Source organism: Streptomyces sp. SudanB182_2057, assembly GCF_964272715.1.
In the GTDB taxonomy this organism is placed as follows: domain Bacteria; phylum Actinomycetota; class Actinomycetes; order Streptomycetales; family Streptomycetaceae; genus Streptomyces; species Streptomyces rubradiris.
The window spans coordinates 37,882-56,906 of sequence record NZ_OZ186799.1 but is presented as its reverse complement, the minus strand read 5'-3'; the positions used below and the strand labels follow the sequence as shown (position 1 = coordinate 56,906).

At 69.3% G+C, this 19,025-nt stretch carries 19 protein-coding genes; 14 read left to right on the top strand and 5 right to left on the bottom strand.

The genetic code is table 11. The features are described 5' to 3' along the window. Positions 1-57 precede the first annotated feature (57 nt). The 9 genes from ACSURM_RS38510 (at position 58) to ACSURM_RS38470 (ending at position 9,609) form a co-directional block, all read left to right on the top strand. A complete protein-coding gene (locus ACSURM_RS38510; protein ID WP_436961334.1) occupies positions 58-1,326 on the top strand; it encodes a beta-ketoacyl-[acyl-carrier-protein] synthase family protein in 1,269 nt (422 codons plus the stop codon). Beyond that, on the top strand, positions 1,323-2,600 hold the full coding sequence (locus ACSURM_RS38505) for a ketosynthase chain-length factor (protein WP_436961333.1): 1,278 nt from the start codon (positions 1,323-1,325) through the stop codon (positions 2,598-2,600). The genes ACSURM_RS38510 and ACSURM_RS38505 overlap by 4 nt, the downstream gene beginning before the upstream one ends. After that, entirely contained in the window at positions 2,597-2,854 is a 258-nt protein-coding gene (locus ACSURM_RS38500; protein ID WP_436961332.1) for an acyl carrier protein, read from the top strand. Before ACSURM_RS38505 ends, ACSURM_RS38500 begins: the two co-directional genes overlap by 4 nt. Before the next feature lie 70 nt (positions 2,855-2,924). Beyond that, entirely contained in the window at positions 2,925-4,073 is a 1,149-nt protein-coding gene (locus tag ACSURM_RS38495; protein ID WP_436961331.1) for a glycosyltransferase, read from the top strand. A 341-nt stretch (positions 4,074-4,414) separates the two neighbouring features. Beyond that, a complete protein-coding gene (locus ACSURM_RS38490) occupies positions 4,415-5,473 on the top strand; it encodes a glucose-1-phosphate thymidylyltransferase (RefSeq protein ID WP_436961330.1) in 1,059 nt (352 codons plus the stop codon). Next, positions 5,470-6,402 (top strand): NAD-dependent epimerase/dehydratase family protein, encoded by a 933-nt coding sequence (locus tag ACSURM_RS38485; protein WP_436961329.1) that lies wholly within the window; start codon positions 5,470-5,472, stop codon positions 6,400-6,402. Before ACSURM_RS38490 ends, ACSURM_RS38485 begins: the two co-directional genes overlap by 4 nt. 308 nt (positions 6,403-6,710) lie before the next feature. Next, entirely contained in the window at positions 6,711-7,034 is a 324-nt protein-coding gene (locus ACSURM_RS38480) for an antibiotic biosynthesis monooxygenase family protein (protein ID WP_436961328.1), read from the top strand. A 5-nt stretch (positions 7,035-7,039) separates the two neighbouring features. After that, positions 7,040-8,029, top strand: coding sequence for a dTDP-glucose 4,6-dehydratase (gene rfbB, locus ACSURM_RS38475; protein WP_436961400.1), 990 nt, complete (start codon positions 7,040-7,042; stop codon positions 8,027-8,029). A 269-nt stretch (positions 8,030-8,298) separates the two neighbouring features. Beyond that, complete coding sequence (locus ACSURM_RS38470) at positions 8,299-9,609, top strand: hypothetical protein (RefSeq protein WP_436961327.1); 1,311 nt, start codon at positions 8,299-8,301, stop codon at positions 9,607-9,609. A 130-nt stretch (positions 9,610-9,739) separates the two neighbouring features. Here the strand turns inward: ACSURM_RS38470 and ACSURM_RS38465 are convergent, their stop codons facing one another. Next, entirely contained in the window at positions 9,740-10,132 is a 393-nt protein-coding gene (locus ACSURM_RS38465; protein ID WP_436961326.1) for a VOC family protein, read from the bottom strand. 55 nt (positions 10,133-10,187) lie between these two features. After that, the gene (locus ACSURM_RS38460; protein WP_436961325.1) at positions 10,188-10,637 is read right to left on the bottom strand and encodes an ester cyclase; all 450 of its coding nucleotides are present in this window, start codon (positions 10,635-10,637) and stop codon (positions 10,188-10,190) included. 127 nt (positions 10,638-10,764) lie between these two features. Here ACSURM_RS38460 and ACSURM_RS38455 point away from each other — a divergent pair, with 127 nt between their 5' ends. Next, complete coding sequence (locus ACSURM_RS38455) at positions 10,765-11,598, top strand: NAD(P)H-binding protein (protein WP_436961324.1); 834 nt, start codon at positions 10,765-10,767, stop codon at positions 11,596-11,598. Positions 11,599-11,655: 57 nt separating this feature from the next. On the opposite strand, the gene ACSURM_RS38450 is transcribed toward ACSURM_RS38455, so the two are convergent. Together ACSURM_RS38450 and ACSURM_RS38445 are read right to left on the bottom strand one after the other, a co-directional pair. Beyond that, a complete protein-coding gene (locus ACSURM_RS38450) occupies positions 11,656-12,099 on the bottom strand; it encodes a SnoaL/DnrD family polyketide biosynthesis methyl ester cyclase (protein WP_436961323.1) in 444 nt (147 codons plus the stop codon). Between the two features lie 51 nt (positions 12,100-12,150). Beyond that, on the bottom strand, positions 12,151-12,891 hold the full coding sequence (locus ACSURM_RS38445; RefSeq protein WP_436961322.1) for an SDR family NAD(P)-dependent oxidoreductase: 741 nt from the start codon (positions 12,889-12,891) through the stop codon (positions 12,151-12,153). A gap of 205 nt (positions 12,892-13,096) precedes the next feature. Here ACSURM_RS38445 and fabG point away from each other — a divergent pair, with 205 nt between their 5' ends. Both fabG and ACSURM_RS38435 read left to right on the top strand, forming a co-directional pair. Next, a complete protein-coding gene (gene fabG, locus ACSURM_RS38440; RefSeq protein WP_436961321.1) occupies positions 13,097-13,882 on the top strand; it encodes a 3-oxoacyl-ACP reductase FabG in 786 nt (261 codons plus the stop codon). A 36-nt stretch (positions 13,883-13,918) separates the two neighbouring features. Next, positions 13,919-15,106, top strand: a complete 1,188-nt coding sequence (locus tag ACSURM_RS38435; protein ID WP_436961320.1) for an FAD-dependent oxidoreductase — start codon at positions 13,919-13,921, stop codon at positions 15,104-15,106. 75 nt (positions 15,107-15,181) lie between these two features. Here the strand turns inward: ACSURM_RS38435 and ACSURM_RS38430 are convergent, their stop codons facing one another. Beyond that, positions 15,182-16,042: a class I SAM-dependent methyltransferase gene (locus ACSURM_RS38430; RefSeq protein ID WP_436961319.1), complete on the bottom strand. Its 861-nt coding sequence runs from the start codon at positions 16,040-16,042 to the stop codon at positions 15,182-15,184. A gap of 232 nt (positions 16,043-16,274) precedes the next feature. On the opposite strand from ACSURM_RS38430, the gene ACSURM_RS38425 reads away from it, so the two are divergent. Then, entirely contained in the window at positions 16,275-16,691 is a 417-nt protein-coding gene (locus ACSURM_RS38425) for a SnoaL/DnrD family polyketide biosynthesis methyl ester cyclase (protein ID WP_436961318.1), read from the top strand. Positions 16,692-17,129: 438 nt separating this feature from the next. After that, positions 17,130-18,806, top strand: coding sequence for a DHA2 family efflux MFS transporter permease subunit (locus ACSURM_RS38420; RefSeq protein WP_436961317.1), 1,677 nt, complete (start codon positions 17,130-17,132; stop codon positions 18,804-18,806). The last annotated feature ends 219 nt before the right edge of the window (positions 18,807-19,025 follow it).

Sequence of the window (19,025 nt, the reverse complement as noted above, 5' to 3'; positions counted from 1 at the left end):
GTGTGTCGCCGTCCGGCTTTTCCAATGGGTCACACCGGTCGGCTCGAGAGGATTTCGATGGATTACTGTGTGGCGATAACCGGAATCGGAGTCCGGGCGCCTGGGGGAATTGGCGCCAAGGCGTTCTGGGAACTCCTGACGTCCGGTCGTACCGCGACGCGGTCGATATCTTTTTTCGACCCGTCGCCGTTTCGGTCCCAGGTCGCGGCCGAGTGTGATTTCGATCCGCTCGCCGAGGGGTTCACGCCCAAGGAGATCAGGAGGATGGACCGGGCCGCGCAGCTGGGTGTCGCGGCCGCCCGGGAGGCCCTCGCCGACAGCGGGCTCGGCGCCGGTGAGGTGGAACCGCCACACCTCGCCGTCACCGTGGGCAGCGCCGTCGGCTGCACCATGGGCCTCGAGACGGAGTACGCCACCGTGAGCGACGGCGGCAGGCAGTGGCTGGTCGACCACACGTACGCCGTCCCGCACCTGTACGGCCACTTCGTCCCTAGCTCTCTGGCGGCCGAGGTCGCCTGGGCGGTCGAGGCGGAGGGGCCCGTGTCGGTCGTCTCCACGGGATGCACCTCCGGGCTGGACGCGGTGGGACACGCCTGCGGGCTGCTGCAGGAGGGGACCGCACGGGTGGCCGTGGCCGGCGCCACCGACGCGCCGATCTCACCGATCACCGTCGCCTGCTTCGACGCCATCAAGGCCACCACGCAACGCAACGACGATCCGGAGCACGCCTCCCGGCCGTTCGACCGGAGCCGCGACGGCTTCGTGCTGGGGGAGGGGAGCGCGTTCTTCGTCCTGGAACCGCTCGACGCCGCGCTGCGCCGCCAGGCGCACATCTATGCCACGATCCGGGGGTTCGCCTCGCGGTCGAATGCCTTCCACATGACCGGGTTGCGGCCGGACGGCCGGGAGATGGCCGCGGCGATCACGGCCGCGCTGGGACAGGCGCGGCTGCGCCCCGACGACATCGACTACGTCAACGCGCACGGCTCGGGCACCAAGCAGAACGACCGGCACGAGACGGCCGCGGTGAAGCTCAGCCTCGGGGCGCATGCCTTCCAAGTGCCGGTCAGCTCGATCAAGTCGATGATCGGCCATTCGCTGGGCGCGATCGGATCGCTCGAGATCGCGGCCTGCGCGCTGGCGATCGAGCACGACGTCATCCCGCCGACGGCCAATCTGGAAGAGCCCGATCCGGACTGCGACCTGGACTACGTGCCCAAGACCGCGCGTGAGCAGAGGACCGACACGGTGCTGACTGTCGGGAGCGGGTTCGGCGGTTTCCAGAGCGCGATGGTGCTCACCCGGCCCGAAGCGGCGGCCCGATGAACGCACCGGTCGTGGTCACCGGGCTCGGCATCGCCGCGCCCAACGGCCTGGGAACACGCGCCTACTGGGAGGCCACGCTGCGCGGCCGCAGCGGAATCGGCCCGCTCGAACGGTTCGATGCCACGGGGTACCCGGCCCGGCTCGCCGGCGAGGTCCCCGGCTTCGACCCGGCCCGCCACTTGCCGAGCCGACTGCTGCCGCAGACCGACCACATGACCAGGATGGCGCTCGTGGCGGCCGACTGGGCACTGGACGATGCACAGGTCCGAACGGACCGACTGCCGCAGTACTCGATGGGCGTCGTGACGGCGAGCGCCTCGGGGGGCTTCGAGTTCGGACAGCGCGAGCTGCAGAAGCTGTGGAGCAAGGGCAGCCGGCACGTCAGCTCCTATCAGTCCTTCGCCTGGTTCTACGCCGTCAACACCGGCCAGATCTCCATTCGGCACGGTATGCGCGGCCCGAGCAGGGTTGTGGTCGCCGAACAGGCCGGCGGGCTCGACGCCGTCGCGCAGGCGCGCCGGCTGGTGCGCGACGGCACCGCACTGGTCGTCTCGGGTGGAGTGGACGGGAGCCTGTGCCCCTGGGGCTGGGTGGCGCAGCTGAGCACCGGCCGACTGTGCACGGACGACGACCCCGAGGCGGCGTACCTCCCGTTCAGCGCAGCGGCCCACGGCTACGTGCCGGGGGAGGGCGGGGCGATCCTGGTGCTGGAGGACGCGGCCGCGGCGGCACGGCGCGGCTCCACCACGCCATACGGCGAGATCGCGGGCTACGGTGCGACGTTCGACCCACGGCCGGGCAGCGGCCGCCCGCCGCGACTGCGGGACGCGATCGAGATCGCGCTCGCCGATGCCCGGCTCGACCCGGCCGACGTCGACGTCGTCTTCGCCGACGCCGCTGGACTGCCCGACCTGGACCGGGCGGAGGCCGAGGCGATCGCCGGTGTCTTCGGACCGGGCGGGGTGCCTGTCACCGCGCCCAAGACGATGACCGGCCGGCTCTACTCCGGTGGTGCCGCCCTCGACGTGGCCACAGCCCTGCTGTCCCTGCGGGACGGCGTGATCGCGCCGACCGTACATGTCTCACGGCCCGCCCCCGGATACGCGCTCGACCTCGTCGTCGAGCCGCGGCGCGCGCCGCTGGGCGTCGCGGTCGTCCTGGCCCGCGGGCACGGCGGCTTCAACGCGGCGATGGTCGTCCGGGCCCTGGACACCGCCGCCCGCACCGCGGAACCCACCCCGACACCAGCGAACGGCAAGGTGAGAAACCGATGAGCGAACTGACCCTGGAACAACTGTGGACGATCATGACCGAGTGCGCGGGTGAGCCCGAGGGGGCCGAACCGGGCACGGACGTCCGCGACATCGAGTTCGGCCTGCTCGGCTACGACTCCCTCGCGCTGTTGGAGACCGCCGCCCGTCTGGAACGCGACTACGGCATCCGCTTCGAGGACGAGGTGGTCCTGCAGGCCACGACGCCGCAGAGCCTGCTGGACATGGTCAACCGCGCCCTCCCCGACGCCGCTTGAGTAGCCCGGGGCGCCCGGGCACCCCCTGCCGAGGCCGATCGGCACCACCCGACGACACGTGGAGAGTCGCATGCGCATCCTGGTCACGACCGCCCCGAGTGCGGGGCACTTCTTCCCGCTCGTCCCGTTCGCCTGGGCGCTGCGCGCCCGGGGGCACCACGTTCTGGTGGCCACCCCCGAGCAGTTCGTTACCGAGGCCGGCCGGGCCGGTCTCCCGGCGGCGGCCTCGGCCCCGGTCATCGACCTGCGGGCGACGATGGCCCCGGGCAGCGGACCTCACCCGTCCCAGCGCAAGGGCGCCGGGGACGCATCCGTGGAGCACATCGGACGTGGCTTCGGCCGGCTGGCGGAGCAGACGGTCGCGGGCGTGGCCGCGACCGCCGAGCACTGGGCGCCCGACATCGTCGTCGCCGAGCCTACCGAGCACTCCGGCGCAGTCGTCGCGGCGGCGCGCGGTGTCCCGCTGGTCCGGCACAGCTGGGGGCTCGAGGTGCCGCCGGAGGCGGAGGAGATCGCCGCCGAGCAACTCGCGCCCACGCTGGACCGGCTCGGCCTGCCCGCGCCGGCGAAGGCCGAACTGACGGTCGACATCTGCCCGGAGAGCCTGCAGGTGCCGAAGGCCCGGCCGGGACAGCGAATGCGCTTCGTCCCGTACAACGGAAGCGGCGCCACGCCGCACTGGCTGCTGGAGGACTCCGGCCGCCCCCGGATTTGCGTGACGCTCGGCAGCGTGGTGCCGCAGATCCACGGGGTGAAGCTGCTCAAGGAGCTGGGCGAGGAACTCGCCGGGGACGACGCGGAGGTCGTGATCGCCGTCGCAGACCACCTCGCCGGCGAACTCGGCCCGCTTCCTCCCAAGGTGCGTGCGGCGGCCTGGCTGCCACTGAACCTTGTCTTCACCCACTGCGCCGCGGTCGTCCACCACGGCGGCATCGGAACCGCGCTGACCGCGCTGTCATTCGGACTGCCCCAAGTGGCGTTGCCGCACATGGGCGACCAGTACGCCACCGCGGATCGGCTGGCCGAGGCGGGGGCGGCCCTCGCCCTGGGCCGCGAGGAGATCAGCGCCTCCGCGGTCGCCGACGCCCTGCGCAGGGTCCGCAGCGAGCCCGGCTTTACCGAGAGGGCCCGGGCGCTCGGTGCGGAGAATGCTGCCGCACCCGGCCTCGACGCGGTCGCCGCGATCCTGGAACAGCTGGTCGAGGGCCGTCGGGGCTGACTCCGAGCAGGACCCGCGCCGCCGCCCTCGTCACCGGGGACACCCTCACCGAGGACCGCGGCTCCTTCCACGGCCGCCGCTCCTTCGACCGAGGACCCGAAGCGGCGCCGTGCCCGCGCCCGGCACGCCCGAAGTCACCGGGGGGTGCCGGGCGCACCGACCTGTTTATGCGGTGTCCTGCTTCTTTATGCGGTGTTCTGCTTCGACCCGTGTTCCGCACCGCTGTTCATGTCATTCCTTCGACTGGTGTCCGAGACAAATTCAAGTCGCCGCGCTGATCCTGAACGTGTGAAAGCGAAATCGTGCATCACGCAATCCGACAGGCGACAAGGGGCATGGCTGTGAAGGCACTGGTTCTCGCCGGAGGAATGGGCATCCGGCTGCGCCCATTGAGTCATACAACAGCGAAACAACTGATACCGGTGGCCGGTGAACCCATCGTCCGCTACGTTCTCGAGACCATTCGGGCAACCGGTATCACCGAGGTCGGAATCGTCGTGGGAGAGCGCGGCGACCAGTTTCGGAAAATCCTCGGCGACGGTCACGACATCGGGCTCCGGATCACCTACATCGAGCAGGAGCGGCCGGACGGACTGGCGCACTGCGTGCTCATCGCCCGGGAATTCCTGGGGTCCGACGACTTCCTGATGTGCCTGGGCGACAACATCGTGCTGGAAGGCGTCGGCCAGCTCGTCACGGAGTTCCGCACCAACCCTGCCGACGCGATGCTGCTGCTCGGCAAGGTGGACGACCCGTCGGAGTACGGCGTGGCCGTGGTCGACGACACCGGACGCGTTCAGCGCCTGGTGGAGAAGCCCGAGACCTATGTGGGGGACCTCGCCGTCGTCGGTGCGTACGTCTTCTCACCGGCGATCCACCGCGCGGTGCGGGCGATCCGGCCCAGCGGTCGGGGCGAACTGGAGATCACCGAAGCGATCCAGTGGCTTGTGGACGACGGCCATCGCGTCGTTGGACACGAGTGCCCGGGCTACTGGAAGGATGCCGGGCGCCTTTCCGACCTACTGGCCTGCAATCGTGTGCTGCTGGAACGCCTGACCACCGACATCACCGGCCACGTGGACGGGAAATCCACGATCCGCGGGCCGGTCGTGGTGGCGGAGAACGCCACCGTCAGCGGGTCCGAGCTCGTCGGACCGGTCCTTGTGGCGGCCGGAGCGGTGGTGCGGGACAGCAAACTCGGCCCGCACACCGCAGTCGGCCCAGGATGCCGGGTCACCGGGGCGGAGATAGCCGACTCGATCCTGCTTGAGGACGCCACCGTGCACGGCGTGAGCGGGCTGTCGGGCTCTGTCCTCGGCCGCGCGGCCAGCGTACGTGCGGGCACCTCGGGAGCCGAAGTGGTCCTCGGCGACGACAGCAGCGTGGTGTGGGGCCGATGAGCGGCCCGCGCAAGGGAGCGCGCCAGGCCGCAGCCGCACCCCGGCATGCCGTGGTGGTCGGGGCCGGTGGCCTCATGGGGCGGGTGCTCTGCGAGCGGATGCGGGCCCTCGGGGCGGAGGTCGTCGGCGCCACCCGGGACACACCACCGCTCGTCCGGCCCGATGGGGCGCCCGCCCCGGCACTACGCGGGGCCGGGATCGTGTACCACCTTGCGACGAGCGTGACCCCGTCCCTGGCCGAGACCCGCCCCGAACTGGTGGCCGCCGACCACGAAGCGTTCGTGGCCCTGCTGGACGCGCTGGCTCTGCTCGAGGACCCGCCGCTGGTGGTGCTGACGAGCACGGGCCTCACGGTCAGCGAGTCCGCGGACGGGCGGCCGTGCACCGAGAGCGCCCCGGCCCGGCCGCGCTCCGCGTACGCCAGGGCCAAGCTCGCCCTGGAGCGGGAACTGCGAGCCCGCTCGCCGCGGGTACCGGGGATGGTGCTGCGGATGACCAATGTCTACGGCCCGGGCCACCGGCTGCGCCGTGGGTACGGCGTCGTGGCGCACTGGCTGGACGCCGTGGTGCAGGGCCGCCCCCTGGACCTGTACGGCGACCCGGACACCACCCGCGACTACCTCTACGTCGACGACGCGGTCGCCGCACTGGCCGCGATCGGGCCTGAGGCGGCGGAGTTGCCGTTCGACGTGATCAACATCGGCTCCGGCGAGGCGACCTCGCTCGGTCGGCTGCTCGGCGTTATCCGGAAGGTGACCGATCGCGAACTGACCGTCCGGCTGTGTCCTGCCCGGGGCTTCGACCAGCCCGCCAATCTCCTTGACGTGGAGCGGGCGCGCAGGTTCCTCGGCTGGCAGGCGCGCACGCCGCTCGCCGTCGGCCTCGAACGCACCTGGCGTGCGCTGGTCGGAATGGAGGTGGCCCGGTGAACCGACCGGAGAAGGCGACGACGAGAGCGCCGACCGCACCGGAGGAACGGATCGCTCCCGCGGCCGCCGCGTGGCTGCGCTGCCGGCTCTGTGGTGAGCCCGTCCACGGCAGGGCGGGCCTGGCCGGCCCGGGATCTGAGGCAGCCGACATGCCCGGCGGCCGGATGGCCCGCCACGACCGGACACCTGGCCGAGATCCTCGCCAGCCCGCTGCACCGCGATGACAAGGACGCCACGTCAGTGGGCGAGGACATCACCTCGACCTGTCGTCCCCACGACCTGACGGCAGGAACACGAAGGAGAGTTCGTTGATCGTTTTCATCAACCGGTTCACCGTCACCGGCGATCCGCGTGCGTTCGAGCGCGCCTTCGCCGACACCGCGGCCCACCTGGCGGAGCGGCCGGGGTTCCTGCGCCACCGCTTGGTGCGGTCCACCGATGACCCCCGCTCCTACGTCAACGTGGCCGAGTGGGAGACGGCGGCAGACCTGCGCGCCGCCGTCCACGGTCCCGCGTTCGACGAGCACGCGCGCAGCCTGCGCGCACTCGCGCACAGCGAGCCGCACGTCTACGAGGTGGTCATCGAGCGCGGCACCGGCCCTGCGCCGCATGCGGTCGCGGAGTCGGCATGACCCGCATGCTGGTGACAGGCGGTGCGGGCTTCATCGGCGCGAACTTCGTGCATCACACGGTGACCAGGCGATCCGACTTCGAGGTCTGCGTCCTTGACGCGCTGACCTACGCCGGCGACCGCGACAACCTGAAAGAGGTCGCCCACGACATCCGCTTCGTGGAGGGGAACGTCTGCGACACGGAACTCGTCGACCGCCTGGTGGCCGACGCCGACGTGGTCATCCACTTCGCCGCCGAGTCACACGTGGACAACTCGCTGCGCGATCCGGGCCCGTTCGTCCGCAGCAACATCATCGGGACCTACGTGGTGCTGGAGGCCGTACGCCGGCACGGACGGCGGCTCCACCACATCTCCACCGACGAGGTCTTCGGCGATCTGGAGCTCGATGCGGACGACAGGTTCACCGAGGCGAGCGCCTACAACCCGTCGAGTCCCTACTCGGCGACCAAGGCGAGCTCCGACATGCTCGTACGGGCGTGGGTGCGATCATTCGAAGTGGCCGCGACGCTGTCAAACTGTGCCAACAACTACGGGCCCTACCAGCATCCGGAGAAGTTCGTTCCGCGGCAGGTCACCCACATTCTCCAGGGACGACCGCCCCGGCTCTACGGAACGGGCCGCAACGCCCGTGAGTGGACACATGTCGAGGACCACAACGACGCCGTCCACCTCATTCTGGAGAAGGGCCGTATCGGCGAGACGTACCTGATCGGGTCGGGATGCGAAGTCACCAACAAGGCCATGGTGGAACTGATCCTGGAACTGATGGGGGAACCGGTGGACCGGTATGAAAAAGTACCGGACCGTCCGGGACACGACCTCCGCTATGCCAACGACTCGTCGAAGCTGCGGAACCTTCTCGGCTGGCGACCGCGCCATCGCCATCTGGGTTCCGGGCTCGCCACGACCATCGACTGGTACCGGGAAAACGAATGGTGGTGGAAACCCCGGAAGGAAGCCGCAGAGCTCAGGTACAGCGAACTGGGCAGGTAGCGTCCGCACTTCCTCCCCGGCCGGGCCGCGTGCACTTCGCCGCCCGGTACGGGCCATGCGTCCGGCGCCGGTCGGCGACGGTTTTCGGGCCGAAATGTTCAAGTCAGTGTTCTTGAACATGGGTTGGTGGAGAACTCGACTGGAAACGGCTTCACTGCCGGTAGATCATTGCCGCTCGCAAGGAGGAACGATGACCGCCAGAGGATGTACGAGGCGAAAGGCCTGGTCCGGCTTGTGGAAGTGGACGCGGCCGTGGCCGAGGTCTCGCGATGACGGATGAGACACCTTCGCTGCTCGCCTCTTGCCTGGCCCGGTTGCAGTGGTCGCCGGAACGGCTCGCCCGTGAGATCAACAAGAAGTGCGGTACGGGAACCATCAGCAGAAAGGCCCCCTATAACTGGTTGAAAGGGGCACGACCGCGTCAGCACCTACCCGACACGGTCGCCGAGATCCTCGCCGACCGGCTCGGCGAGCCCATCACGGTCGAGGCCCTGTGGCCGGGCTCGGCCTCATCCGGCCCCGCCCAGGGGCAGAGACCGAGCGACCAGCAGCCGCCGCCTGTGCTGAGCCTGCCGGTGACGATGGCCGACCTGGTCAACGCTGCGGTCGCCTGGCTGGTGGAGGACGATCCCGCACTGCCCGTACGGCCGCATGGGCAAGATGTCCCCGACGTCGCGATCCAGATGCTGGGCGCGCGCCTGCACCAGCTGCGCAAGGTGGACGACATCTCCAGCACCCGGCTCGCGATGGACTGGGCCCTGCAGGACCTGCGGTCCGCGCGAAAACTGGCCGACGAGCATGCCTACGACGAGACTACGGGCGTGCAACTGCACCGGCTTATCGCCGAACTCGCCCAGCTGGCCGGATGGCTCGCCGCCGAGCTGGGACTGTGCCGCCTGAGCAGGTCCTGCCTGCTGGCTGCGCTCGCCGCCGCCCGCACGGCCCGGGACCGCCCGCTGGCCGCCTACATCATCTCCGGCATGAGTTACCGGGCCGTCTGGGAGGGCGAGCCGGAGGCCGGCCTGCGGCTGATCCGCATCGCACGCAAGGGAACGGACCGGGAGGATCGCGGCGTCCACGTGTCCCTGCTGGCGACTAGGGAGGCACGGGCCCGCGCGGCGCTGGGCGACCGGGCCGGCTGTGAGCACGCCGTCGGCGAGGCGGCCGAGGCCGGCTCCGGCGGGGAGCAGGCGGCCGCCAAGCCCTGGGCCTCGTGGGTGACCCGGCCCGTGCTGCTGGCGGACGCCGGCCGGTCCTGGCTGGAACTGGGCTGCTTCCAGCGCGCCGAGAACTACCTGGTGGACGGGCTCCTGCTCTTCGGCGACTCCCAGCCGCGCAACCAGATGCTGCACGCGACCTCGCTGGCCGAGGCCCGGCTGGGCCGCGGCGAGGTCGACGGAGCCGCCGAGGCCACCGAGGACGCGCTGTCACTGGCCGGGGTGATGGCCTCCCAGCGGGCCCACGTACGGCTGTCCGGACTGCGCCAGCAGTTCTTGCGGTACGACGGCGCCGCGGCACGGGAAACCTCCCGGCGCATCGCCGAATTCCTTGCCAGGGATCGATTACAGCAGGCCGGCTGACGGAGTCCCGTCGGCCCGTCGAGGTGGCCCGCTCGGGAATCAAGCGGCCGTCACCCGATCTCCTCAGGTGACGGCCGGGCACCTCACCAGGTGAACGAGTCCCGCGCACACCGCTGGAGAGGGGCGGCGGCTACTCGCCGCCGCTGCCGTAGGGACGGGTCATGATCTCCATGTTGTGGCCGCTGGGGTCCTCGAAGTAGACCCCGCGCCCGCCGTCCCTGTTGTTGATCTTCTTGTGCTCTCGGTGGTACTGGTCCGCCCAGTAGTCGATGCCGCTTTCGCGTATCCGGCCGAAGATATGGTCGAATTCCTCGTCGCTGATCAGGAACGCGCAGTGTCCCGGGACGATGTCCCCTTCCCCACGGAAGTCCATGAAGTCGAGCGACACGTCGTTGGCGAGTTGCAGGACCGCGAACGGGCCCATCTCCCTCGGCGCGGGGAGGCCGAGAAGACCGGCCATGAACGTCGCCGAGGCGTCCTTGTCCTTCACCAGGACTATGGTGTGGTTCAGCTCCACTGCCATGATGGTGCTTCCCTCCGTTCGGGAGACTTCCGGTGCTCCGGCTTGCTGTGCGGGTCTACCGCGGGATTTCCTGTTCGGCCGCCCCCCATCCGCGGACGTCCGAGCCGACCATGTCCAGTTCCCGCAGCATGGGCATGTAGTTGATCACGTCCCAGTGCTCGACGACTTTTCCACCGGCGAACCGGAATTCCTCGGCGGTGTGCCACGTCACCTCGCGCTGGGTGGGAGGGATGTCCATGAACGGGCCCGTGTGGGTGGCTGTGACGCTGATACGTACGCTGACCCGGTCGCCCTCCGCTATCACGCTTCCCACCTCCAGTCGTACATTGGGAAACGCCTTGAGACCGGATTCCATGCGCTGGACCATTTCCTCGTTGGGTACGATCCTGCCCTCGGAGTGGTGCACGATGCCGGGTGCCCAGTGCGCGGTCACTTCGCCGAGTTCCCCGCGGTTCCACGCATCGATCATCTGCAGGCAGATCTTCTTGTTGTCGGCCGATGTCAACCTCGTTTCCTCCTTCGTCGAGGGATCGGCTCCACAGTCTTGCGACCGCTCCTTGAGAACACGTCAAGGAGCGGTCGCAATACTCACGGACGAGGACATCGCTCAGTGGGAAGGGAGATCGGGTGCCATGAGGTTCCTGGTGACCGGTGCGTCGGGACACGTCGGCAGACACGTGACGGAGCAACTGCTGGCGGCGGGCCACGAGGTGCGTGCCATGACCCGGGCGCCGGGGCGGAGCCCGGTCCCCGAGGGCGCACAGGTGGTCGCCGGCGACCTGAGGCGTCCCGACCGGCTCCACGAAGCCCTGCGCGGCATCGAGCGGATGTTCCTGTTCCCGGTGCCCGAGACCGCCTCGGACGTCGTCGAGCGGGCCGTACGCGCCGGAGTACGGCGGATCGTGGTGCTGTCCTCCAGCTCGGTGCACGACGAGACCACCCACAGCGGGGCTCATCACCGCGCGGTGGAGCGGGCGGTCGAACGCAGCGGGGTGGAGTGGACGTTCGTACGTCCTGACGAGTTCGCCAACAACCTGCTGTGGAAGTGGGGGCACTCGATCCGCACCGAACGCGTCGTCCGAGCGCCGTACCCGCAGGCCCGGCGCGCACTGATCCACGAGGCGGACGTCGCCGCGGTGGCCGGCGTGGCCCTCTTGGAGGACGGCCACGCCGGGGCCCGCTACGAATTGACCGGCCCGGAACTCCTGGACCAGCGGGAGCAGGTGGCCCGCATCGCCGCGGTCACGGCCACGGACATCCGCTTCGAGGAAGTGAGCCCGCAGGCCGCGCGCGCGGAGATGACCCGGTTCATGCCGGAGTTGGTGGTGGACATGGTCCTCGACTACCTGGTTGAGTCGGTGGAGGCCCCGCCCGCACCGCTGCACACCGTCGAGGAGGTCACCGGACACCCGGGAACGCCCTTCGACCGATGGGTGCGCGACCACGCGGCCGAACTCCTGGGCTGACGGACATGTTCGCGGCCCCGGGAAGCAGCACCCCCGGGGCCGCGACCATGCGCACGGTCAGCGTCGCCATCCCTCCGCGGTCGGCCATGGCTCGTCGAGCTGCCGGTAGGTGCCGAGGTAGTCGGGCCAGTCACGGTGATCGCGGATCTTGCCGTCGACCAGCCGCACGAGATGGATCTGCTCACCGGAGAAGCGGCGGCCCGTCGGCTCCATGCCCACCAACTCGCCGACGTGGCGCCCGTACAGGGCCAGATAAGCGCGTACCCAGTCGCCACGCTCCTCGTAGCGGATCTCCTCCAGGCGCACCTCCTCCGAGAAGGTCGCCCGGAGCCACTTCACCGCCATGGCGAAAACGGCCGGTCCACGCCAGTTCTTGTCCTCCATGTGTTCGAGGGACGCCGGATTCAGGTACTCGGGATGGATGTAGTCGTCCACATCGCTGGTGTCGCCGGTGTTGTAGGCGCGCACCATCCTCTTGACGGCATCGATGTTGCTGTTCACGGCCGTTCCTTTCACGCAGCGCTACAGGTGTCGACGGGATGGCGGGCGGGCTCACGTGACCGACAGCGCGCCGTCCACCGGTACCACCGCACCGTTGAGGTATCCCGCGCCGGCCGAGGCCATCGTCACGATCCACCAGGCGATGTCCTCGGGGGCGCCGACCCGGCCGAGCGGGATCTCCTGCCGCATCCGGCCCATGAACTCCTCGTACTGCGCCTGGGAGACCCCCGCGCGCAGTGCCACACCGGTGTCGGTGACGCCCGGCGCCACCCCGACGACCCGGACACCGCGTGGAGCCAGTTCGACGGACCAGGTGCGGGTGAGCACGTCGAGGCCGGCCTTGGTCGCACAGTAGACCGAGTTGTCCGGGATGGTCCGCAGGCCGATCGACCCGGCCGAGCTGACGTTGATGACGAGGCCGCCGGTCTCCTCCAACGCGTCGAGCGCCTGCTGGGTGATCAGGATCGGTGCGACGAGGTTCGTCCTGATCTGTGCTTCGACCGACGCCGGGTCGAGTGAGCCGAGCCCCGCGAAGCTCGCGATCCCCGCGTTGTTGACCAGCACGTCGAGCCGCCCGAGCCGGCGCAGGGCGGTATCGACGACGGTGGTGGCCGCGTCCGGCTCCGTGAGGTCCAAGACAAGGGTGTGGATGCTGTCGTGCCCGTTCGCGGTCTCGGCAAGCGTGTCGGCCGACCGTCCGACGATCAGGACCGCGTCGCCGGCGTCGGCGAACGCGTGCGCGGTCGCACGGCCGATACCCGTGCCGCCGCCCGTGATGACTATTCCTCGCATGATGTGCTGTCTCCTGTTCTCGATTTTTCCGGGACCTCAAAATGCCGGTGCCGCCTAGAAATCGGCTTGAAGCTGCCTCACGGTCTCTCTCCTGTTTCCCTGACGAACCCCCTCCTGCGACCTAATGGCATTTTTCCTGGCGCACTCGTCTTCATTTCCACTCCCCTTCGAGTTCGCTGCTAGGCGTGGCTGCGACCGTGTGTATATGACAGACAGCACTGAACGGACGGCCCTCGTCACCGGCGCAAGCAACGGGATCGGCCGGGCCATCGCCGCCACGTTGGCGGTGGAAGGTGTCAGGGTCCACATCTGCGGCCGGGACTCCGTAACCGTCAAGCAGACGGTCGCCGAACTGCGTGCCGAAGGGCTGGAGATCAGCGGGCAGGCGTGCGACGTCACCCGACCCGACCAGGTCACTGCGCTCGTGAACGACTGCGTCGCGCGGTACGGGCCGGTGGACATCTTGGTAAACAACGCGGGTCAGCCGGGCGGCGGAATCACCGCGGACATCGACAACGCCTTGTGGTACGCCACCATCGACACCAATCTCAACGGCGTTTTCCTGATGACCAAGGCCGTGCTGAACGAAGGCAGGATGCGGGAGCGCGCGAGCGGACGGGTCATCAACATTGCCTCGGTCTGGGGCAAACAGGGCACGATCGGCGGAGCGCCGTATGCCGCGGCCAAACACGGCGTCGTCGGTTTCACCCGGTGCCTCGCACTCGAACTGGCGAAGTCCGGGATCACCGTCAACGCGGTGTGCCCCGGCTATGTGGAAACCCCGATGTCGGTCAACGTGCGCGCCTGCCAGGCGGGCATCTGGCAGGTGGACGAGGAGGAGGCCCTGCGCCGCCTGGCGTCCGACATCCCCATCGGCCGGTACAGCGAACCGGAGGAGGTCGCCGGGATGGTGTCGTATCTCGCCTCACCGAAGGCCGCATCGGTCACCGGCCAGGCGCTGAACGTGTGCGGCGGCTTCGGTGTCTACTGAGCGCCCTTCGCCCCCCGGGTTCGAAGGAGGTGGAAGGTGTCGAGCGTCGCGATAATCGGGGCGGGCACCGGCGGACTGTGCCTGGCCCAGGCGCTGCGCACCGCCGGGATCGAGGTGAAGGTCTACGAACGGCACCGGTCCCCGGCCGACGCCCTGCACGGTTACCGGGTCCGCATCAACCCGACCGGGGCCCGCGCGCTCCGGCATTGCCTGCAACCACCGGCGTGGGAGGCGTTCCTGTCGCGCGCCGGCCGGATCCGGCAGGAGTTCGGATTTCTGACGGAGCGGCTGCGGGAACTGGCCGTCGTGGACGGCGGTCCGGACGCCGAACAGCATTACTCCGCCGAGCGCGGCATGCTGCGGGAGATCCTGCTGGCCGGGCTGGAGGACGTGGTCCGGTTCGACGCGTCCTTCGAACGGTATGACCGCACGCCGGACGGCAGGGTTGAGTGCCGGTTCGCCGACGGCACGCGTGCCGTGGCCGACCTTGTTGTCGGGGCGGACGGGGCCAACTCCCGTGTCCGGAGGCAGTATCTGCCGCACGCGCAGCGCGTCGACGTCGGCATGGTCTCGATCGTCGGCCGCCTCGCCCTGTCGGCCGCCGAGCGCCTCCTGCCCGAGTGCCTGCGCGCCCGGCCCAACTCGGTGGTCGCGCCGCACGGCACCGGGATGTTCGTCGCCCCGCACGAGCCCGGCGCGGACGAGGGCTACCTTATGTGGGCGTACGGTGCCGGCGAGCACCGCTATCCGGTGGGCGTCGAGGCGATGGACGGTGCCCGACTGGCCGAGTTGGTCGCGGGGACGACCCGGTCCTGGCACCCCGCGCTGCGGGCGATGATCCGCGAGACCGAGCCGGGGACCGTCAACGCGGTCACTATCCGTACATCCGTCCCTCCCGCCCCGTGGCCGGCGACGAACGTGACCCTGCTCGGCGACGCCATCCACAGCATGACGCCACTGCGGGGCGTCGGCGCCAACATGGCGCTCAACGACGCCGCGCTCCTCGCCCGTGAACTCACCGGCGCAGCTGATCTGCGGACCGCCGTACGCCGGTACGAGGCCGCGATGCGCCGGGACGGCTTCCGGGCGGTCGCCGAATCGCTGCGGGCCGCCCGGATGTTCGTGTCCGAGAGCGCGACACGGCGTCTGCTGTTCAAAACGGTGCTCCGGACCGCCACCGTCGTTCCGCCTCTCAGGAAGGTGCTCTACGCCAAGCTCTGCTGACCGGCACCCGTCACCGAGCGGCAGCGGGCGCGATCATCGCGCCCGCTGCCGTACGTTCCCGAACGCGTGGATCGGTCAGGAGCCGACGCGCGCGGTGACGAAGCGCACCGGCGTGTCGATCACCAGCGAGCCGTCGGGGCCGCACAGTTCGGACAGTCCGGCGATCAGTGAGTGGCGCAGTTCGGCGGCGATCGGCGCGGGCAGACGTTCCCAGAGCAGCCGCATGCCCTGCGTGTGCGACCACTCGACCCAGGCGCTCGGAGACTTGGCGGACATGGGAACGGACTGGTCCCGCACGGTCACGTCGGTAAAGCCGGCCTCGTGCAGCGTCGATTCGAGCAAGCCGAGGTCGGAGAGCCAGCCGTTGTAGCGCCGGCGCAGCTCGTTCGGCTGCCAGTCATCAGGCAGCGCGGCCGGCACGGACGCCGGGATCATCGGAGTAAACACCGGTGGCAGGAACGGGAAGCAGTCCGCCTCGAAGACTGGGCAGGTGAACGCCAGCCGGCCCCCGGTCGTCATGATGCGGGGGTAGCGGGCCAGCGCGGCAGACGCGTCAGGCAGGAACAGGATGCTGTAGCTGCCCAGCACCAGATCGAACGAACGGTGTGCGAACCGCGGCCGCTCGGCGTCCATGACCAGCAACTCGACGTTGTCGGCGCCCATCCGGGCGGCCTCGGCGCGGGCAGCCGCGACCATGGTGTCAGCGATGTCGATGCCGACGGCCCGCCCCGTCGGACCGACGGCCCGCGCGGCCGGGAACAGGGCGGCACCGCGGCCGCAGCCGATGTCGAGCACCCGTTCGCCCGGGCGAGGCGCGGCGAGTTCGACCAGGCGGCGGCCCATGGGGGTGAAGAACCCGACCCCGCCTCGATCGTAGGAGTCGGCGGCGTTGTTGAAGGCGTCCGTCACCTCGGACTTGTAGGCGGTCGAATCCATGCTTTCCTCCGTATCGTCTGACCCTTTCAGAGGAATACTCGACGGCAGTGGAGAGTTGCATGAAAAACGGTCGAGAAATTCTTGAAGGGCACTCCGGTAATTACCGTGGAAAGTGTGGGCGGGTCTTGTGGCCCCCTGTCTTCCGGGGCCATGATGGCCGAGGTGATGCGCCGTCCGGTGAGACAGGGCGAAGTCGTCCGATGAGCCAAGGAGAACAGGGAGAGATGCGGCCATGAGCGAGGCAATCGACGCGGTGCGTCGGATGTTCCAGGCGTTCGCCACCGGGAAAATCGATGACGTGCCGGATTACATTCACCCGGAATATCTCAATCCCGCGACACTGGAACGCTCCGACAAGCGCGGCCCGGAGAGCTTCACAGATTCCGTCGACTGGCTGCGCAACGCGTTCTCCGAACTTCATTTCGAGGAGATCGGGTACCGGGAGGGCGGGGGGTTCGTCACCGCTCATCTGGTGATGAGCGGGCGGCACACCGGTGATCTCGTCGGGCTGCCGCCCACAGGGCGCCGGTTCGCCGCCGAGCAACTGCACCTGTGCCAGGTGATGGAGGGCCGGATCCGCCACCACCGTGAATGGCGTGATGACCTGGGCTGTCTGCGCCAGCTCGGGCTGCCGGCCCTGCCCGACTGACCTGTCACGGACCGTGGGTGGGCTCGTTGCGAGGCGCTATGGGCCTTGCTAGAGTCCCATTCGGCTTCTCACCGTTGGGCTCTTGCCTCGCCAACCAGCTTCTTCGGGTCCCGATGACCGGAGGAAGGTGGGAGTCATACCATAAAAAGGGTTGTCTCTGCGATGGTGGCGGCAGTTCGCCCAACGGATCGTCAATCCGTCGGCGTGACGGTGCATTGCCTGACGCCGGGCTTCCGGTGCTGTGACGGTAATACGACCTGCCCGGGTTCCGGATCTCATCGGACCGCTTCAGGTTCTCACCGCCTCCAGCGCTGTTCCAGGGCGTCAGATGTCGCCGCCAGGCAGAGTTCCACCCCCGGTCGCGGTTTCAGGGCCCGCGTATGCGCGGCATCAGGTGCCTGCCTCCACCCGCCGAGTGCGACCGCCTGGTCCTGCCGCATGCCCGAGAACCACGACCGGTGCTCCGAGTTCATGGAGGTCATCGGAGTGACGGAAGTCAAAACGGCGGAGGCGCCGGCCACCGAGCGGCCGTGGCTGGTCCTCGGCATTCTCTGCATCGGCTTCTTCATGTCGTTGCTGGACGGAACCATCGTCAACATCGCTATCCCCACACTGATCCACAGCCTGGACGCGTCCTACGACCAGGTGCTGTGGATGATCGACGCCTACATGTTGGTCTTCTCGGTGCTGCTGATCACCACAGGGCGGCTCGGGGACATCTTCGGCTACCGGCGGCTGTTCCTGATCGGCATCACCCTCTTCACGGTGGCCTCGGCCCTGTGCGGGCTGTCCGGCTCGCCCGGGCAGCTGCTGGCCGCGCGGGTGCTGCAGGGACTCGGGGGCGCGCTGCTGTTCCCCCAGGTCATCTCGTCGATTCTGACGATCTTCCCGCCACGGCTGCGAGGCCGGGCGTTCGGCCTGTTCGGGGCGATCGTCGGCTTCGCCCCGATCGTCGGCCCGGTCGCCGGCGGCCTCATCCTCGCCCACCTCAGCTGGCGCTGGATCTTCTTCGTCAACGTGCCGATCGGTGTGATCACGGCCCTGCTGACCCTCCGCTACGTCCCGGTCATGCGCTCCGGCCGCGGACACAACCTCGACCTCATCGGCGTGGCGCTGGCCACCGCCGGCCTCACCGGCATCGTCTTCGGACTGATCGAGGGCGAGCGCTACGACTGGGGGACCATCAGCGGCCCGATCAGCATCGGCTCCGTCATCACCGCCGGCGTCATCCTGGTGATCCTGTTCGTGCTCTGGCAGCACCGCCAGAAGAAGAGCGAACCGCTCATGCCGCTGGGCCTGTTCCAGGCCCGGAACTTCTCCGTCGGTAACGGCGTCGGGTTCGTCTTCCAACTCGGCATGATCGGCATCGCCTTCGTCCTCGTCCTCTATCTGCAGACGGCCCGCGGCTACAGCGCGCTGGAGACCGGTCTAGTGATGCTGCCCAACGCCGTCCTGACCGCGGTCGGCTCCACCTACGCCGGTCGGCTGTCCGACAAGTTCGGTGGCAAGTATGTCCTGATGGCCGGACTGACGCTGCTCTCCGTCGGGTTGCTCGTCCTGGTCGCCACCACCGGCCCGCACGGCAGTGCCTGGAGTCTGCTCCCGGGCTTGATCATCATTGGCATCGCCAGCGGGGCTACCTTCGCTCCTTTGCAACAGGCCACCATGGACGGAGTGAACCCCCAGTTGGCCGGCGCCGCGTCCGGCGTCTCCAACACCACCCGCCAGATCGGTGGCGTCCTCGGCACCGCCGTTCTCGGTGCCCTGCTCTCCGCCCGGCTCAACGCGGCCCTCCCCGACGCGGCCGCACGCCAGGCCGCTCAGTTGCCTTCGGACCTGCGCGACACGTTCGTGGCCGCCGCCGGCAGCACCGAGCACTTCAGTCCGCCCAGTCCGCCCGCCGGTCTGAGCGCCGGTGAAACAGCGCTCTTCGAGCGCCTGGGCAACGAAGCCTTCACCACGAGTTTCACGAGTGCCATGCACACCACGTTCCTGGTCTCCGCTGCCGTCCTCATCGCCGCTACCGCCTTCTGCGGCCTGTTCACCACACCGCGAAAGGACGACACCGTCCAAGAATCGCCCGAGCAGGAAGCGCCCACCGCGCCCCGGGACTGACCCGGGCGGCACCAGGGGGGCGGGCGCCCCGCGCGCCCGCTCCCTCTGCGCTCCCGGCGGAAAGGACCCACCCGCCCCCGGCGAGTCGAGTTCGCTCCTCTGATAGGGCGGAGGACCCTGACAACCGTCCACCTCTTGACCAGGTGCTTCGAGGAAGCGGAGAGGACGGACCGGGAGTTGGGGATCGTCAAGAGCATGAGACGCTCTTCGCCGCGATCA

Excerpts from the sequence above, each read along its gene's own strand:
- ACSURM_RS38510 (WP_436961334.1), top strand. The coding sequence starts at position 58 with ATGGATTACTGTGTGGCGATAACCGGAATCGGAGTCCGGGCGCCTGGG.
- ACSURM_RS38505 (WP_436961333.1), top strand. The coding sequence starts at position 1,323 with ATGAACGCACCGGTCGTGGTCACCGGGCTCGGCATCGCCGCGCCCAAC.
- ACSURM_RS38500 (WP_436961332.1), top strand. The coding sequence starts at position 2,597 with ATGAGCGAACTGACCCTGGAACAACTGTGGACGATCATGACCGAGTGC.
- ACSURM_RS38495 (WP_436961331.1), top strand. The coding sequence starts at position 2,925 with ATGCGCATCCTGGTCACGACCGCCCCGAGTGCGGGGCACTTCTTCCCG.
- ACSURM_RS38485 (WP_436961329.1), top strand. The coding sequence starts at position 5,470 with ATGAGCGGCCCGCGCAAGGGAGCGCGCCAGGCCGCAGCCGCACCCCGG.
- rfbB (WP_436961400.1), top strand. The coding sequence starts at position 7,040 with ATGCTGGTGACAGGCGGTGCGGGCTTCATCGGCGCGAACTTCGTGCAT.
- ACSURM_RS38470 (WP_436961327.1), top strand. The coding sequence starts at position 8,299 with ATGACGGATGAGACACCTTCGCTGCTCGCCTCTTGCCTGGCCCGGTTG.
- ACSURM_RS38465 (WP_436961326.1), bottom strand. The coding sequence starts at position 10,132 with ATGGCAGTGGAGCTGAACCACACCATAGTCCTGGTGAAGGACAAGGAC.
- ACSURM_RS38455 (WP_436961324.1), top strand. The coding sequence starts at position 10,765 with ATGAGGTTCCTGGTGACCGGTGCGTCGGGACACGTCGGCAGACACGTG.
- ACSURM_RS38445 (WP_436961322.1), bottom strand. The coding sequence starts at position 12,891 with ATGCGAGGAATAGTCATCACGGGCGGCGGCACGGGTATCGGCCGTGCG.
- fabG (WP_436961321.1), top strand. The coding sequence starts at position 13,097 with ATGACAGACAGCACTGAACGGACGGCCCTCGTCACCGGCGCAAGCAAC.
- ACSURM_RS38430 (WP_436961319.1), bottom strand. The coding sequence starts at position 16,042 with ATGGATTCGACCGCCTACAAGTCCGAGGTGACGGACGCCTTCAACAAC.
- ACSURM_RS38425 (WP_436961318.1), top strand. The coding sequence starts at position 16,275 with ATGAGCGAGGCAATCGACGCGGTGCGTCGGATGTTCCAGGCGTTCGCC.
- ACSURM_RS38420 (WP_436961317.1), top strand. The coding sequence starts at position 17,130 with ATGCCCGAGAACCACGACCGGTGCTCCGAGTTCATGGAGGTCATCGGA.